This is a genomic window from Microvirga zambiensis WSM3693, from assembly GCF_016735695.1.
Lineage (GTDB): Bacteria > Pseudomonadota > Alphaproteobacteria > Rhizobiales > Beijerinckiaceae > Microvirga > Microvirga zambiensis.
This window is the reverse complement of sequence record NZ_JAERQD010000002.1, coordinates 37,317-51,745: the sequence shown is the minus strand read 5'-3', so window position 1 is coordinate 51,745 and position 14,429 is coordinate 37,317. Positions and strand designations below refer to the sequence as shown.

Below are 14,429 nucleotides of genomic sequence, written 5' to 3'. Positions count from 1 at the left end.
ACTGAGCGGAGATCGTTCGATGAGCGCGCAAAGGGTTCTCGTGGTCGGGCTCGGCAATATGGGCCTGTCCCACGCCCTCGCCTATAGCCGGATCGACGGATACGAGATCGCGGGGCTCTGCACGCGCAGCATCGAGAGTATGGAACTGCCCGCAACGCTGCAGGACGCGCCGCGATTTACCGATTTCGATGAGGCTCTTGCCGCGACGAAGCCGGACGTCGTTTCCATCAACACCTGGTCGGACACGCATGCCCCTTACGCGATCCGTGCCATGGAAGCGGGCGCGCATGTCTTCGTCGAGAAGCCGCTCGCCGATACGGTGACGGATGCCGAGCGCGTGATCGATACGGCGATCCGCACCGGACGCAAGCTCGTCATCGGCTACATCCTTCGCCACCATCCGTCCTGGATCAAGTTCATCGAAATCGCGCGGACGCTGGGCTCACCTCATGTCTTCCGCATGAACCTCAATCAGCAATCGAGCGGCGCGGCCTGGGAGGCGCACAAGCGCCTGCTGCAATCCCTCTCCCCCATCGTCGATTGCGGCGTGCATTATGTCGACGTGATGTGCCAGATCACCAAGGCCAATCCGGTGCAGGTGCACGGCGTCGGCACGCGCCTGACCGAGGATATGCCGGAAGGCATGTATAATTACGGCCATCTCCACGTCAGTTTCGATGACGGGTCCGTCGGCTGGTACGAGGCCGGCTGGGGGCCGATGATGAGCGAGACGGCGTATTTCGTAAAAGACGTGATCGGCCCGAAGGGCAGCGTGAGCATCGTCATGGCCGAGACCGCTGGCGACATCCGCTCCGACGACATCAACGCCCATACCAAGACCAACCAGATCCTGCTGCATCACGCGGCGCTGAAAGAGGACGGCAGCTTCGCGAAGGCGGACGAGCGCATCGGCACCACCGACGAGCCCGACCACGACGCCCTTTGCGAGCGCGAGCAGCGATTCCTCCTGCGCGCGATCCAGGAGGATCTTGATCTGACGGATCACATGAACGATGCGGTTCGGTCTCTTCGCATCGTGCTCGCCGCCGACGAGGCGGTGCGGACCGGGCGGGTCGTTTCGCTCTGAAGGACTCCACCGTGTCAAGGGCGCACGACAAAAGCAATGTCATTCCCGGCAGGAGATGGCGCAGCCATCGGATGGGAAGGGAATCCACAGCGCCGTGCCTGATCGTGGATCCCCTTCCCGGCCTGCGGCCGCCGGGGATGACACCCTCCCGCGTCATGGCCGCACTTGTTGCGGCCACCCACGCCTTGGGAAACACAGCGGGGCAAAAACGTGGGTCCCCGGGATGATCCCCGGATCAAGTCCGGGGACGGGGATGACGGCGTGGGTGTCATGGCCGGGCCTGTCCCGGCCATCCCGATTGTTTGAAGCGCGGCGCTCTTCTTCGTCGAGATCACCGGCACAAGGCCGGTGATGACGTGAGGGGGTGAGACAGATCACCCCTTCTCGTAGAACACGAAGCTGCGGCCCCTTCCGGCAAACTCCCGCGCGTATTCCCGCTTCACCCGCCAGCCGTAGCGCTCGTAGAAGCGGCGGGCGCCGTGGTTGTCGCGAAAGCATTCGAGGCTTTTCGCACCGCGCGCTTCCGCCTCTGCCAGGAGACGCGCGCCGACGCCCTTGCCGCCGGCATCGGGGTCCATGAACAGCATGTCGATATGCCCGTCCGTCATGAGCAGGAAACCGATCTGCGCATCGTTCTCGAGGGCGACCAGCATGCGTTCCCAGGACGATGCGAAGCGCTCGGAGAAGAAGGCAGCGTCCCGGCCGGTGAGCACTTCCTCTTCCAGGATGCCCGCAAAGGCGGCGCGGTAGGAGCGCTCGGCAATCGCGGCGAGTGTCGGAATGTCCTCGAACCGCGCGGGCCGCACGATCACGGCTGTCCCCGCAGGCGCGGGTCGAGGGTGTCGCGCAGGGCATCGCCGAGAAGATTGAAGCCGAAGGACAAAAAGAGGATGGCGAAGCCAGCGAAGATCGCGCTCCAGGGCGAGAGCAGGAGGAAGTTGCGGCCTTCCGACAACATCAGGCCGAGCGACGGCGTCGGAGGCTGCGTGCCGAGGCCGAGGAAGGAGAGCGAGGCTTCGACGAGAATCGCGGCGGAGAGCAGCAGGCTCGTCTGCACCAGGATGACGGAGGCGAGGTTGGGCAGGATGTGCAGGAAGATGATGCGCGCGTCCGATGCACCGATGGCCCTGGCGCCTGCCACGTACTCGCTCTCGCACAGAACCAGCGCAGGACCGCGCAGGAGACGCGCGAAGATCGGCGTATACACCACTGCGATGGCGGCGGCGGCGCTGTAGGTATGCGGGCCCAGCACCGCGATGATGCCGATGGCGAGCAGCATGACCGGGAAGGCGAACAGCACATCCATGAAACGCATGATGATGCGGTCGGGCCAGCCGCGGTAATAGGCGGCGACGAGGCCGAGCGTCCCGCCGGCGAGAAGTGCCACGCCGACTGCGAGCAGGCAGGCGATGAGCGAGGTGCGATAGCCGTAGAGAATACGGGTCAGCACATCGCGGCCGAGCTGATCGGTGCCGAACCAGTTCAGCTCGGACGGCGCGCGCAGGCGTCTTGCGACGCTCTGCGCCATGGGATCGTAGGGCGCGAACAAAGGCGCGCCGACGGCGAGGATGATCTGGATCGCCACCAGGATGACGGCGAAGGCGAGAAGCTTGTTCTTGGCCAGACGCGACACGGCTTTAGGCTCTCACACGGGGGTCGACGACGATGTAGAGAAAGTCGACGAGAAAGTTCACGAAAACGAAGCCAGCCGTCACCACGAGGATGGTGGCCTGGATCAGCGGATAATTGCGCTCGGCGATGGCGCCGAGGATCAGGCGGCCGAGACCCGGGATGGCGAATACCTGCTCCACCACGATGGCGCCGCCGAGGAGATAACCGGTCATGATGCCGACGCTGGTGAGGAACGGGATCAGCGCATTGCGCAGGGCGTGCTTGTAGACGACCTTGCGCTCGGCAAGGCCCTTGGCGCGGGCGGTGCGGACGTAGTCCTGGCCCAACGCATCGAGCATGGCCGAACGCACGAGGCGCGAGAGATTGGCGAGGATCGGCAGCGCCAGCGCGAAGGCGGGCAGCATCATGCGCTGCAGATTGCCGATGGGGTCTTCCGAGAACGGCACATAGCCGAGCGAAGCGAAGCCGGGCGCCCAACTCGAGAGCAGCAGAATCAGCACGATCCCGAGCCAGAAGGAGGGGATCGTCAGGCCGGCGATCGCCGTCACGCGCATGGCGACGTCGGCCGCGCCGCCGCGGGTCTGCGCCATCAAGCAGCCGACAGGCACCGCGAGAACCGCACCGATGAGGAGCGCGAGGAAAGTGAGCTCCAGCGTCGGCCACAGATGCAGGAGGATTTCGCTCGAGACGGGACGGCCGGTCCAGAGCGAGGTGCCGAAATCGCCGCGCAGCGCATTTCCGGCCCAGAGCAGATATTGCTCGACGATGGGACGGTCGAGACCGACGCGGCGGTTGAGCTCCGCCATGCGCTCCGGCGTGATCTCGGTATTCGCCCCCAGCATGATCGCCACCGCATCGCCGGGGATCATCCGGATCATCAGGAACACGATGACCGACACGCCGAAGAGGACGATGACGAGATCGATGAGGCGTGCGATGAGGACGCGGTTCATAAAAATCGCTCTTAAAGAAAAGCCCCGGCACCGCATGAATGCAGCGCCGGGGCGAGATTCGGAATCAGTAGGACGCGTTGCGCAGCATCAGCAGCGAGCGGTTCGGCATCGTGTCGAAGCCCTGCAGCTTGCTGTTCATGGCCGAGAACAGTGTGCCGTAGGTCAGGTGCGCGATCGGGCCCGAGCAGGCGAGCTTCTGCTGCACCTTGTCGTAGGCGGTCTTGCGCGCAGCCTGATCCGCCAAGGTCCGGGCCTGATCGAGCAGGCCGTCGATCTCCGCATCCGAATACTTGAACACGTTGGTCGATCCGCCCGTGCGGAACGTGCGATAGAAGTAGTCGTCCGGATCGGGCTGGCCGGCATTGATCGAAGCGAACATGTCGAAGTTGCTGTTGCGCCAATCCTGGATGAACTGGCCCTGCTCCTGGTTGACCAGCTCGACCTTGAAGCCGGCCTTGTTGAGTTGCTCCTGCACCACCTGGGCGATGTCCTTGATGTCCTGGCGCGGCAGGACCTTCATCGACACGGCGACCGGCGTCGCGACGCCCGCTTCCTTCAGGAGCGCCTGGGCCTTCGCCGGATCGGGCTTGTAGCAGGCGAACTGGTTCACGTTGAGCGCCCAGGATTTCAGGGCCGGCGAGAGCGGGCCGCCGGGCACGCCCGCACCGAAGAGCGCCGCATCGACGATCTCCTGGCGGTTGATGGCGTAGTTCACCGCCTCGCGCACCTTCGGATTGTCGAAAGGCGGCTTCGACGTGTTCATGCCGATCAGCGTGTAGGCGAGATCCATGGTCTCGGACAGCTTCACGTTCGGCTTGCCCTTGAGCTGCAGCGCGGTCGCCGCATCGATATTGGGCAGAAGCGCATATTGGCCGTTGCTCAGGCCCACCTGACGGGTCGCCGATTCAGGCACGATGTTGAACTTGAGGCCTGCGAGCTTCGGCATGCCCTTGTCCCAATAGGCCTCGTTCTTGGTCAGGAGAATGAAGCCGTTCGGCTGCCATTCCTGGAATTTGTAGGGACCCGTGCCGACCGGCGCCTTCTGCAGAGCGTCCTTGTTCGTCTCCATGGCGCTCGGCACGATGGCGATGGTGGCAAGCGAGCTCAGGAGCGCGGCGGACGGCTCCTTGAGCTTCAGCTCGACGGTCGTGGCATCGACCGCGTTGGCGCTGTCGACCGCCGAGAGGCGGCTGGCGAGGGGCGACGCGATGTCCTTGCTCAGCAGGCGCTTGACCGTGGCGACCACGTCCTCCGCTTCCATGGCGGAGCCGTCGTGGAATTTCACGCCCTGGCGCAGCTTGAAGGTATAGGTCTTGCCGTCCGGCGAAACGGTCCAGGATTCGGCGAGGCCGGGAACGGTCTTCAGGTCCTTGTCGATGGCGGTGAGGCCCTCGTAGATATTGCCGTTCACCACCATGAAGCTCGGAAAGGCGGTGATGAGGTGCGGGTCGAGGCCCGTGGGGCCGTTGTCCACCCCGATCTCGAGAACCTGAGCCGAGGCTGAGGCCATCATTGCCGCCATGAAACCTGCACCGAGAGCGGTGCGCAGTGCTGACCTGACCATTGTCTTTTATCTCTCCCTTGGAAGCCGCAGGGGATTTATAGGCTATCGCCGTGGACCTGTCATGGTCCAATATCATACCACTCTGGACCGGATCGCGGCATATGCTATGGTCGGCGCCGAACCAGAGAGGACCGGAGAGAACGATGTCGCAACGCCCCATCGTCAAAGCCATCGGCGCGATCAGCGGCACATCCATGGACGGCATCGACGTCTCCATCGTCGAGACCGACGGCGACACCGTGGTGAAGCCCGGACCGGGTCAGACCTTCTCCTATCCCGAGGGCTTGCGGAAAACGCTTCAAGCCCTGATCGCCGAGCCGGCGCGGGCGCAGAGCGAGCCGCTGGAGGACCTCGAGCGGCAGGTAACGGAAGCGCATATCGACGCCATCCGCCGCTTCATGACGGGGGCCGGGATTGCGGCCGGGGACGTGAGCCTCGTCGGCTTCCACGGCCAGACGGTCTATCATCGGCCGGAGGTGCGCTTCACGCGCCAGCTCGGCCTAGGCGAAAAGGTGGCGGAGGCGCTTGGCATCGACACCGTGTATCGCTTCCGCCATGCGGACGTGGCCTCGGGCGGCGAAGGCGCGCCGTTCGTGCCGCTCTATCACCGCGCTTTGGCGAGCAAGCTCACGCAGCCGGTCATGATCCTCAATCTCGGCGGTGTCGGGAACGTCACCTATATCGACGGCGACACCGTGATCGCCTTCGACACCGGACCCGCGAGCGCCCTCCTCGACGATTTCGTCCTGCGCCGCAGGGGCCTGAGCTTCGACGAGAACGGGCAGCTCGCCGCTTCCGGCAAGGCCGATGCGGCGCTCGTAGCAGGGTTCATGACCAACCCGTATTTCGACCGCCCCGCGCCGAAATCCCTTGACCGCCAGGATTTCCACGCCCGCGCCAAGGGCGCCGAGGCGCTCTCCGATGCGGACGGCGCTGCGACCCTGGCAGAGTTCACGATCCAGTCCGTCATTGCCGCCCTGCGCCACGTTCCGCGCGCGCCGCAGCGCTGGCTCGTCACCGGCGGCGGGCGCCGCAATGCGCATTTCATGAAGCGCCTGCACGAGGAGCTGAGTGTCGCCGTCGAACCGGTCGAGGCTGTCGGCTGGAACGGCGATTTCCTGGAGGCGCAGGCCTTCGGCTATCTCGCCGTACGCTCCACGCTCGGCCTTCCCTTGAGCCTGCCGACGACCACCGGCGTGCCGCATCCGATGCCCGGCGGCGAACTGCACCGCGCGGCTTAAAGTCCATCATGTCTATGACAGCCTTGATCGACGGCGCCTTCGCGCCCGCCGCCGCGTCCATCCGCGACGGCAGGATTCCTGGTGCGGTTCTCGGAATCGTCACGGCGAGCGGCGAGCGAGCGGTGCAATGGGCCGGCCATGCGCAGCTTGTGCCGGAGCGCGAAACCGTTTCCCGTGAAACATGGTTCGATCTCGCGTCCCTGACCAAGGTCATCTTCACGACCACGGCCATCCTGCGGCTGGTCGAGGCGGGCAAGATCGCGCTCGACGATCCGCTCATCACGGTCATCCCGGACCTGCGCCAATACGACATGAACGCCGCCGAGCGGCGCCTCACCTTCCGGCAATGCCTGGCGCATCAGACGCATCTGCCCGGCGTCGAACCGCTCTACACCTACGGCCAGGATCCCGAGACCCTGCGCGCCTTCATCCTGCAGCGCGTGTGGCAGCCGGGCCCACCGGTCTATTCCGACATCAACTTCATGCTGCTCGGCATCGCCATCGAGCGCATCACCGGACAAAAGCTGATCGACCAGCCGCTCCCGGACAGGTTTTCGTTCCGGCCCGACCCCGCACTCTGCGCGGCGACGGAGAAAGACACCTGGCGCGGCCGCGTGATCCGGGGCGAAGTGCATGACGAGAACGCCTATGCGCTCGGCGGCGCCTCGGGCCATGCAGGTCTGTTCGGCACCATCGACGGCGTGCTCGACTACGCCCATTCGCTGCTCGACGGCTCCGGCCTCTCGTCCGATTCCATCAAGGCGATCCGCACGCGCGAATCGGAGAAGCGGACTGTGGGCTTCGAAGGCTTCTATCCCGGCTGGCACGGGGGCGATTCCTGCTCTCCCGACACGATCGGTCATACGGGCTTCACCGGCACCGGTTTATGGCTCGATTTCGAGCGCGGCCTTGCCTGGTCGCTGCTCACCAACCGCGTCCATCCGAGCCGGCACACGGATAGCGGGATCCTTCCCTTGCGCCGTGCAACGGGCGAGCAGGTGATCGCGTTGTTCGACAAGCATCAGCGCCTTTAAGGATGCCGAGAAAAAGTCGGTTGCTTATCCCGCCCGAGCCTGTGCGGGCCATTGTTGTGGCCACCAACTGGTCCTATACTGGTCTGGAAGAAAGTTGGCACAATGGCGACAGAACATTTCAGTACCCGCTACCACGACCTCGACACCTGGCCGAGCCTCGACATCCTTTCCGCCTTCTATGAGGGCCAGCTCTCAGCGGTGGCCGCGGTCAGGCCGTCGCTCCCCGCCATCGCTGCGGCGGCCGAAGAGGCGGTCGGTCGCCTGCGCCGGGGCGGACGGCTCGTCTATGCGGGTGCCGGCACCTCCGGCCGCATCGGCGTCCAGGACGGCACGGAGTTGCCGCCCACCTTCAACTGGCCCGATGATCGGGTGGTCTATCTGATCGCCGGCGGCACCGGGGCGATCATGCAGGCGGTGGAAAACGCCGAGGATTCGGTCGAGGACGGCATCGCGGGGATCCGCAGCAACAATGTCGGCCCGAACGATGTGGTGATCGGCGTGGCGGCGAGCGGCCGGACGCCGTTCACGATTGCCGCGTTGAAGGAAGCGGGCGCCCGCGGCGCCCAGACCATCGGCATCTCCAACAATCCCGAGGCCCCCATTCTGGAGGCCTGCTCTCACCCGATTCTCGCCGATACCGGCGAGGAGGTGATCGCCGGCTCGACCCGCATGAAGGCGGGCACGGCGCAGAAGATCATCCTCAACCTGCTCTCGACCCTGATCATGGTGCGCCTCGACCGGGTCTATCGCGGCCTGATGGTCAACATGCGCGCGACGAACGCCAAGCTGCGCCGCCGCAGCGAGATCATGGTGTCGCAGATCACCGATTGCGACGACGCCACCGCCGTCGAAGCGATTCGCCAATCGGACGGTGACCTGAAGACCGCCGTGCTCATCGCTCTCGGTGCAAGCCCCTCGGAGGCGCGCGGCGCGCTCGAGCGAAACGGTGGCAATCTGCGCAAAGCCCTGGCAGACTTCTCCAAGTCTTCCTGACCAGGACGGCATCGTAACAAAATCGGCCGGTCGCCCGGCTGGAAGAAGAGGCGAAGGGTTATGGGGCTGGGGCTTGGCATCGACGCGGGCGGCACCGCCACGCGCTGGCGGCTGGCGGATGCGGACGGCACCTGCATCGCCCAAGGAACCGTCGCCCCCCTCACCGGCCATCTGTTCTCCGCCGCTGCCGAGGAACGCGCCCGGCAGATCGTGCTCGACATGGCCCAGGCCGTGCTGAAGGCGGGAAGACCGCTCGGCATCATCGCCGGCATCACGGGGCTGACCCGCGACACGCCGGCGGAAGCGACGATGCGCTCCCTGTTCGCGGAGACCTTCGAAATTCCCGCCGACAAGGTCTTCGTCGCCGAGGACATGTGGATCGCCTACCTGTCCTATTTCGCGCTCGGCGAGGGCATCCTCGTCTATAGCGGCACCGGCTCCATCGGCTACTACCTGTCGGAAGACAAGGAAGTGATCCGGGTCGGCGGCCGCGGCAACCTGATCGACGACGGCGGCTCCGGCTTCTGGATCGCCCGCGAGGCCCTGAAGTCGGTGCTCCGGACCGAGGAGGAGAGTCCCGGCAAGGGCTGGACGACGACCCTCGGCACCCGCCTCGCGGCGGCCCTCGGCGGCACTGACTGGAACATCGTGCGCTCCTTCGTCTATGGCGGCGACCGCGGCAAGATCGGCTCGCTCGCCCGCGCCGTGGGCGAAGCGGCGAAAGCAGACGACGCCACGGCGCTACGGATCCTGCGCGAGGCCGGAGTGGAACTCGCCCGCCTCGCCAATGCCCTGATCAAGCGCCTTGGCGCCCGGCCCGTGGCCCTGGTCGGCGGGTCCGCACGGCTTCACCCCCTCGTGTCCGATGCCTTTCGCAAGGAGCTGGTGGCGCCGGTCGAGTTCATCGCCACCGATCTCGACGCAGCGCTCACGGCGGCGCGGCTTGCGGCGACGCTCAACAGGATGTGATGGATCCTGGAGGCCTGGCGACACAGGCTTCCCTCCCCCTTGCGGGGAGGGATTGAGGGTGGGGGTCGGAAAGTCAAAGCGTGGCGATCGATCCAGAAGGCGCGCGATCGATACCGCGCATCCCCTCTCCCGTGCGGGAGAGGGGCAGGGGTGAGGGCGGGCCGTTCAACCAGTCAAGCGCCGTCGTCTCCGCTGCAATACATCATCCGCTGTATTTCATCCGGCACCGGCCTCCCCTCACCCCGACCCTCTCCCAGCCGGGAGAGGGAGGATCGCGCTGCTTCCGCAGTCGCCCACCCGGTCATACCACCCCCACCCTCGATCCCTCCCCGCAAGGGGGAGGGAAGAGCCGCTGCACAGCCCGGAAGACCTTGCCTAATCCGCCCCGCTCGTCCAAGACTTCGGCGTCGAATCCAGACTCGAGACGTTTCAGCGATGCATGCTCTCTTCGTGGGCCAGACCTATATCGATGTGACCTTCCTGGCGGACGAACTTCCGACGGGGGACGAGAAGACCGTGGCGCGGGATTATGCGATCTCGTTCGGCGGCAATGCGGTCACGGCCGCCTTCGCCTGCGCCAAGCTCGGCATCGCGCCTGACCTGCTGACCTCGATCGCCGATGATTGGCTCGGCCGCATGTTCATCGACATGGCGGCGAAATACGGCATCTCGGTGCATCACCGGAAGGTGCACGAATCGTCCCTGTCCTTCATCATGCCGCGAGGCGGCAAGCGCGCCATCGTGCGCTGCCGCGACGACCATTACTTGCATCCCGTCCCGCCGCTGAACCTGCAGGGCTGCAAGGCGCTGCATCTCGACGGCCACCAGGCCGATGCGGCCATGCATTACGCCAGGATCTGCCGCGAATCCGGCATCCTCACCTCGCTCGACGGCGGCGGCCTGCGCTCCAACACCCATGAACTCCTGGAATTCATCGACGTCGCCATCGTCGCCGAGCGCCTGTGCGAGCAGATGAACCTGACCACGTCCGAGATGCTCTCCTATCTCAAGGGCCGCGGCTGCAGGATCGGCGGCGTGACTCTCGGCGAGCGCGGTCTCGTCTGGTACGACGAGACAGGCCAGGAAAACGTTCTGCCGGCCCTCAACGTGCCTGGCGAGAAGGTGGTGGACACCAACGGCGCCGGCGACATTTTCCATGGCGCCTATGTCTATTCCGCCATGGCGCGGCCCGACCTGCCCTGGCGCGAGCATTTCATCTTCGCCCGCGCCGCCTCGGCCCATGCGATCCAGCATCTCGGCAACGAGGCAAGCCTGCCGACCATCGAGAACATCGCGCAGGTGCAGGAGCTCTACACGGAGCGCAAGCTCGCAGCCTGATTTGAACCGAGATCCAGCCTGCGCGTCACGCCGATGGCCTCCAGGAAGGTCTCGTCGTGGCTGACGACCAGCAGCGCGCCGTCATAGGCCCGTAAGCCAGCCTCCACCGTCTCGATGGAATCGATGTCGAGATGGTTGGTCGGCTCGTCGAGGATCAGCAGCGACGGCGGCCTTGGCCCTCCCAGCACGCAGGCGAGCCCCGCCCGCAGCAACTGCCCGCCGCTCAACGTCGACACGAGCTGCAGGGCCGAATCGGCCCGAAACATGAATCGGGCCAGAGCCGAGCGGCAGGCATTCTCATCCGCATCGGGATTGATGCGGCGGAAATTGTCGCGGATCGAAACTGAGGGATGGAGCAGGCTCACGCGCTGATCGAACAGCGCGACGTCGCTCGTCACCCACACGCTGCCGCTCCAGGACTGCAATTGCCCGGTGACGAGGGCAAGCAGCGTCGTCTTGCCCGAACCGTTCGGTCCGACGACGGCAATGCGCTCCGGCCCGACGACGGACAAGGAAAAATCGCGCAGAATCGGCCGTTCCGGCTCGTACCCGACGCTCGCATCCTCGATGGCGAGAACCGTCCTGCCGGCAGGCAGATTGGTCGGCGGCAGCAGAACGGAAAACGGCTGCAGGATCTCGATGCGCTCGCGGGCCGATGCCGCCTCATCGACAGCCTGCGCGCGGCGCCGCTCGGCGAGGCGGGCGTTGCGCCCGCCCGTTTCCTCGCTGCGGGCTTTCAAGCCATTCATGAGAATGCGCGGCATGTCGCCCTTGGCGCGTTTTCGCTTAGCGACGCCGTCCTTGCGCGCCTTCTTCTCGTCCGTCTCCTGCGCCTTCCGGTCGATCTCGGCGACGCGCTTCTCGGCATCGGCCAGGTCGCGCCGTGTGGCCGCGAGTTCCAGCGCCTTGCGTTCGCGATACGCGCTCCAGTTGCCGCCATAGCGCGTGGCGCCGAGCGAGGTCAGCTCGAGGATGGCATCCATGGTATCGAGCAGTTCGCGGTCATGACTGACCACGATCGCACCGCCGCGCCACCCGGCGAGGAGATCGATCACCGCCGCGCGACCCTCCCGGTCGAGATTGTTGGTCGGCTCGTCGAGCAGCAGGACGTCTGGCTCCGCGAAGACGAGCGCGGCAAGGGCGGCGCGCGTGCCCTGCCCGCCCGAGAGCGAGGACAGCAGCGTGTCCGGCTGCGCATCGAGACCTACACGCGCGAGTGCGGAATCCATGCGGGCCTCCAGCGCCCAATCGGCATCGGCCAGTTCATCGACGGTGGCGTGGCCGGCCTCGGCACGGTGCAGGAGCGCCAGCGCGTCAACGACGCCGAACAGGGAAGCGATGGTCGCGTCCGGGTGGACCTGAACGATCTGACGCAGGACGCCCAAGCGGCCGTTGACGGCGACGCTGCCGGCATGGGGATGCAGCTCGCCGGAGACCAGCCTGAGAAGCGTGGTCTTGCCGACGCCGTTGCGGCCGACGAGCCCGGTCCGTTCCGGGCCGAAAGTCAGATCGAGATCGGAGAGAAGATTGCGGCCCTCAGGCGTGGACCAGGACAGGTGAGACAGAGCGATTGAAGCAGGCATGGAAATCCCCGGTGGCAAGGCAGATCGGCATTGCTGTCGGGTTGAAATCCATCGTGGCACTCATCCTGTCGAAACGGACGCCACATGCGGCGTCCGCGCCTGATATAAAGAAGCCTGCGCCTGGTCGCAAGTTTGCGGCAGGCATCGTCCGTGAAGGCAGCCCTATCAGGCTGCCTTCTTCTGATAATCCTTCACATCCGAGAACTGGATCGCCTTGTAGCGGTCGACCTCGTATTGAAGGTTGAACTGGTTCGGCGCCATGAAGACCGGGGCCTCGTCGAGATCGCGCGCCATGGACGAGAGGTGGCTCTCGATGAACTTGTCGAGCTCTCTCGGATCGTCCGCCGTGATCCAGCGGCAGATCGAGAAGCGCGTCGGCTCGTAATCGATCGGCAGGCCGTATTCGGCGGCAAGCCGCTCCTTCAGCACGTCGAGCTGCAATGCGCCGACGACGCCGACGATGGCGCCGGAGCCGTCCTGCGGCACGAAGAGCTGAACGACGCCCTCTTCCGCCATCTGCTGAAGCGCCTCGCGCAGCTTCTTCGCCTTCATGGCGTCCTGCAGCTTGATGCGGCGCAGGATCTCCGGCGCGAAGCTCGGCACGCCGCGGAAGACGATGTCCTCGCCCTCCGTCAGCGTATCGCCGATGCGCAAGGTGCCGTGGTTCGGGATGCCGACCACGTCGCCGGCCCAGGCCTCGTCCGCGATGGCGCGGTCCTGGGCGAAGAAGAATTGCGGCGCGTTCAGGCTCATGGGCTTGCCCGTGCGCACGAGCTTCGCCTTCATGCCGCGCTGGAGCTTGCCCGAACAGATGCGCATGAAGGCGATGCGGTCGCGGTGGTTCGGATCCATGTTGGCCTGGATCTTGAACACGAAGCCCGACATCTTGGGCTCGCCCGCCTCGACGAGACGCTTGTCCGCCTCCTGGCCGCGCGGCGGCGGTGCGTAGGCCGCCAGCGCATCGATCAGGTCGCGCACGCCGAAATTGCGCAAGGCCGAGCCGAAGAACACGGGCGTGAGGTGACCCTCGCGAAAAGCCTGCAGATCGAAGGGCTTGCAGGCTTCCTGCGCCAGCATCACCTCTTCCTGCCAGGCATCCGCCTCTTCCGGGGGCAGCAGGCTGACGAGCTTTTGATCGTCGGGACCGGAGACCGGCGTCGGCTCGTCGTCCGTATCGATGCGCCGAACCACGTTGCGGTGCAGATCGAAGGTGCCGGCGAAGCTCCTGCCCTGGCTGATCGGCCAGGTGACGGGCGAGGTGTCGAGCGCAAGCGTCTTCTCGATCTCGTCGAGAAGATCGAAGGGATTGCGCGCCTCGCGGTCCATCTTGTTGATGAAGGTCACGATCGGGATGTCGCGCATGCGGCAGACTTCGAACAGCTTGCGCGTGCGCGCCTCGATGCCCTTCGCCGCGTCGATCACCATGATGGCGGAATCCACCGCGGTGAGCGTGCGGTAGGTATCCTCCGAGAAGTCCTCGTGGCCCGGCGTGTCGAGCAGGTTGAAGACGCAGCCGCCATATTCGAAGGTCATGACGGAGGTCACCACCGAGATGCCGCGCTCTTTCTCGATCCCCATCCAGTCGGAGCGGGTCGAGACACGGTTCTTCTTGGCCTTCACCTCGCCGGCGAGCTGGATCGCGCCTCCGAACAGCAGCAGCTTTTCGGTCAGCGTGGTCTTGCCCGCGTCCGGGTGGGAGATGATCGCAAAAGTGCGGCGGCGGCCCACGGGGGCCGGAAGATCGGTCATGGCTGCTTTAAAATTCTCTGGAAACGGAGGTGAGGACAGAACGCCGCAGCGTCCCGCCCTTTTGCTGGGCTCTTCTCACCCCATATGGGGGTTTCCCGTCAACAGCGAAAGGAGGTGATCCAGTGTCTCATTGTCACTGCCGTCGCCTCGCCGTGGTCGCCCGCTAAGTCATTGATTTAGCTCTGGCTTTGTGGAGACGCCCGCGGCGTTTTACACGGCGAGATAATGCGGGGACACACAGGGGAATGCAAAAACCCTGTGTGTCCTCACTCAAATTGTCTCCTTG

Annotated in this window: 12 protein-coding genes; 6 read left to right on the top strand and 6 right to left on the bottom strand. The window is 65.3% G+C overall.

Annotation, left to right across the window (positions count from 1 at the left end; translation table 11 throughout):
- Positions 1-19: 19 nt before the first annotated feature.
- Complete coding sequence (locus JKL46_RS02290; protein ID WP_201829795.1) at positions 20-1,087, top strand: Gfo/Idh/MocA family oxidoreductase; 1,068 nt, start codon at positions 20-22, stop codon at positions 1,085-1,087.
- 374 nt (positions 1,088-1,461) lie between these two features.
- Here JKL46_RS02290 and JKL46_RS35325 read toward each other — a convergent pair whose 3' ends face one another.
- The 4 genes from JKL46_RS35325 to JKL46_RS02270 all read right to left on the bottom strand — a co-directional run bounded on the left by JKL46_RS35325 (position 1,462) and on the right by JKL46_RS02270 (position 5,236).
- The gene (locus JKL46_RS35325) at positions 1,462-1,899 is read right to left on the bottom strand and encodes a GNAT family N-acetyltransferase (RefSeq protein ID WP_201829794.1); all 438 of its coding nucleotides are present in this window, start codon (positions 1,897-1,899) and stop codon (positions 1,462-1,464) included.
- Positions 1,896-2,720 carry an ABC transporter permease subunit gene (locus tag JKL46_RS02280; RefSeq protein WP_201829793.1) on the bottom strand — a complete coding sequence of 275 codons (825 nt, stop codon included), beginning with the start codon at positions 2,718-2,720 and terminating at the stop codon, positions 1,896-1,898. The genes JKL46_RS35325 and JKL46_RS02280 overlap by 4 nt, the downstream gene beginning before the upstream one ends.
- A 4-nt stretch (positions 2,721-2,724) precedes the next feature.
- Positions 2,725-3,672, bottom strand: a complete 948-nt coding sequence (locus JKL46_RS02275; RefSeq protein ID WP_201829792.1) for an ABC transporter permease — start codon at positions 3,670-3,672, stop codon at positions 2,725-2,727.
- A gap of 64 nt (positions 3,673-3,736) precedes the next feature.
- Positions 3,737-5,236 carry an ABC transporter substrate-binding protein gene (locus tag JKL46_RS02270; protein ID WP_201829791.1) on the bottom strand — a complete coding sequence of 500 codons (1,500 nt, stop codon included), beginning with the start codon at positions 5,234-5,236 and terminating at the stop codon, positions 3,737-3,739.
- Between the two features lie 143 nt (positions 5,237-5,379).
- Between JKL46_RS02270 and JKL46_RS02265 the strand changes: the two genes are divergently transcribed.
- The 5 genes from JKL46_RS02265 (at position 5,380) to JKL46_RS02245 (ending at position 10,811) form a co-directional block, all read left to right on the top strand.
- Entirely contained in the window at positions 5,380-6,477 is a 1,098-nt protein-coding gene (locus JKL46_RS02265; protein ID WP_201829790.1) for an anhydro-N-acetylmuramic acid kinase, read from the top strand.
- A gap of 8 nt (positions 6,478-6,485) precedes the next feature.
- Positions 6,486-7,511: a serine hydrolase domain-containing protein gene (locus JKL46_RS02260; RefSeq protein WP_201829789.1), complete on the top strand. Its 1,026-nt coding sequence runs from the start codon at positions 6,486-6,488 to the stop codon at positions 7,509-7,511.
- Positions 7,512-7,613: 102 nt separating this feature from the next.
- Entirely contained in the window at positions 7,614-8,504 is an 891-nt protein-coding gene (locus tag JKL46_RS02255; protein ID WP_201829788.1) for an N-acetylmuramic acid 6-phosphate etherase, read from the top strand.
- A gap of 60 nt (positions 8,505-8,564) precedes the next feature.
- The gene (locus tag JKL46_RS02250) at positions 8,565-9,473 is read left to right on the top strand and encodes an N-acetylglucosamine kinase (RefSeq protein ID WP_201829787.1); all 909 of its coding nucleotides are present in this window, start codon (positions 8,565-8,567) and stop codon (positions 9,471-9,473) included.
- Positions 9,474-9,908: 435 nt separating this feature from the next.
- Positions 9,909-10,811 carry a sugar kinase gene (locus tag JKL46_RS02245; RefSeq protein ID WP_201829786.1) on the top strand — a complete coding sequence of 301 codons (903 nt, stop codon included), beginning with the start codon at positions 9,909-9,911 and terminating at the stop codon, positions 10,809-10,811.
- Here JKL46_RS02245 and JKL46_RS02240 read toward each other — a convergent pair.
- Positions 10,784-12,394: an ABC-F family ATP-binding cassette domain-containing protein gene (locus JKL46_RS02240; RefSeq protein WP_201829785.1), complete on the bottom strand. Its 1,611-nt coding sequence runs from the start codon at positions 12,392-12,394 to the stop codon at positions 10,784-10,786. The two genes, JKL46_RS02245 and JKL46_RS02240, sit on opposite strands and share 28 nt — an antisense overlap.
- Positions 12,395-12,559: 165 nt before the next feature.
- Entirely contained in the window at positions 12,560-14,143 is a 1,584-nt protein-coding gene (locus JKL46_RS02235; RefSeq protein WP_201829784.1) for a peptide chain release factor 3, read from the bottom strand.
- Positions 14,144-14,429: the final 286 nt, after the last annotated feature.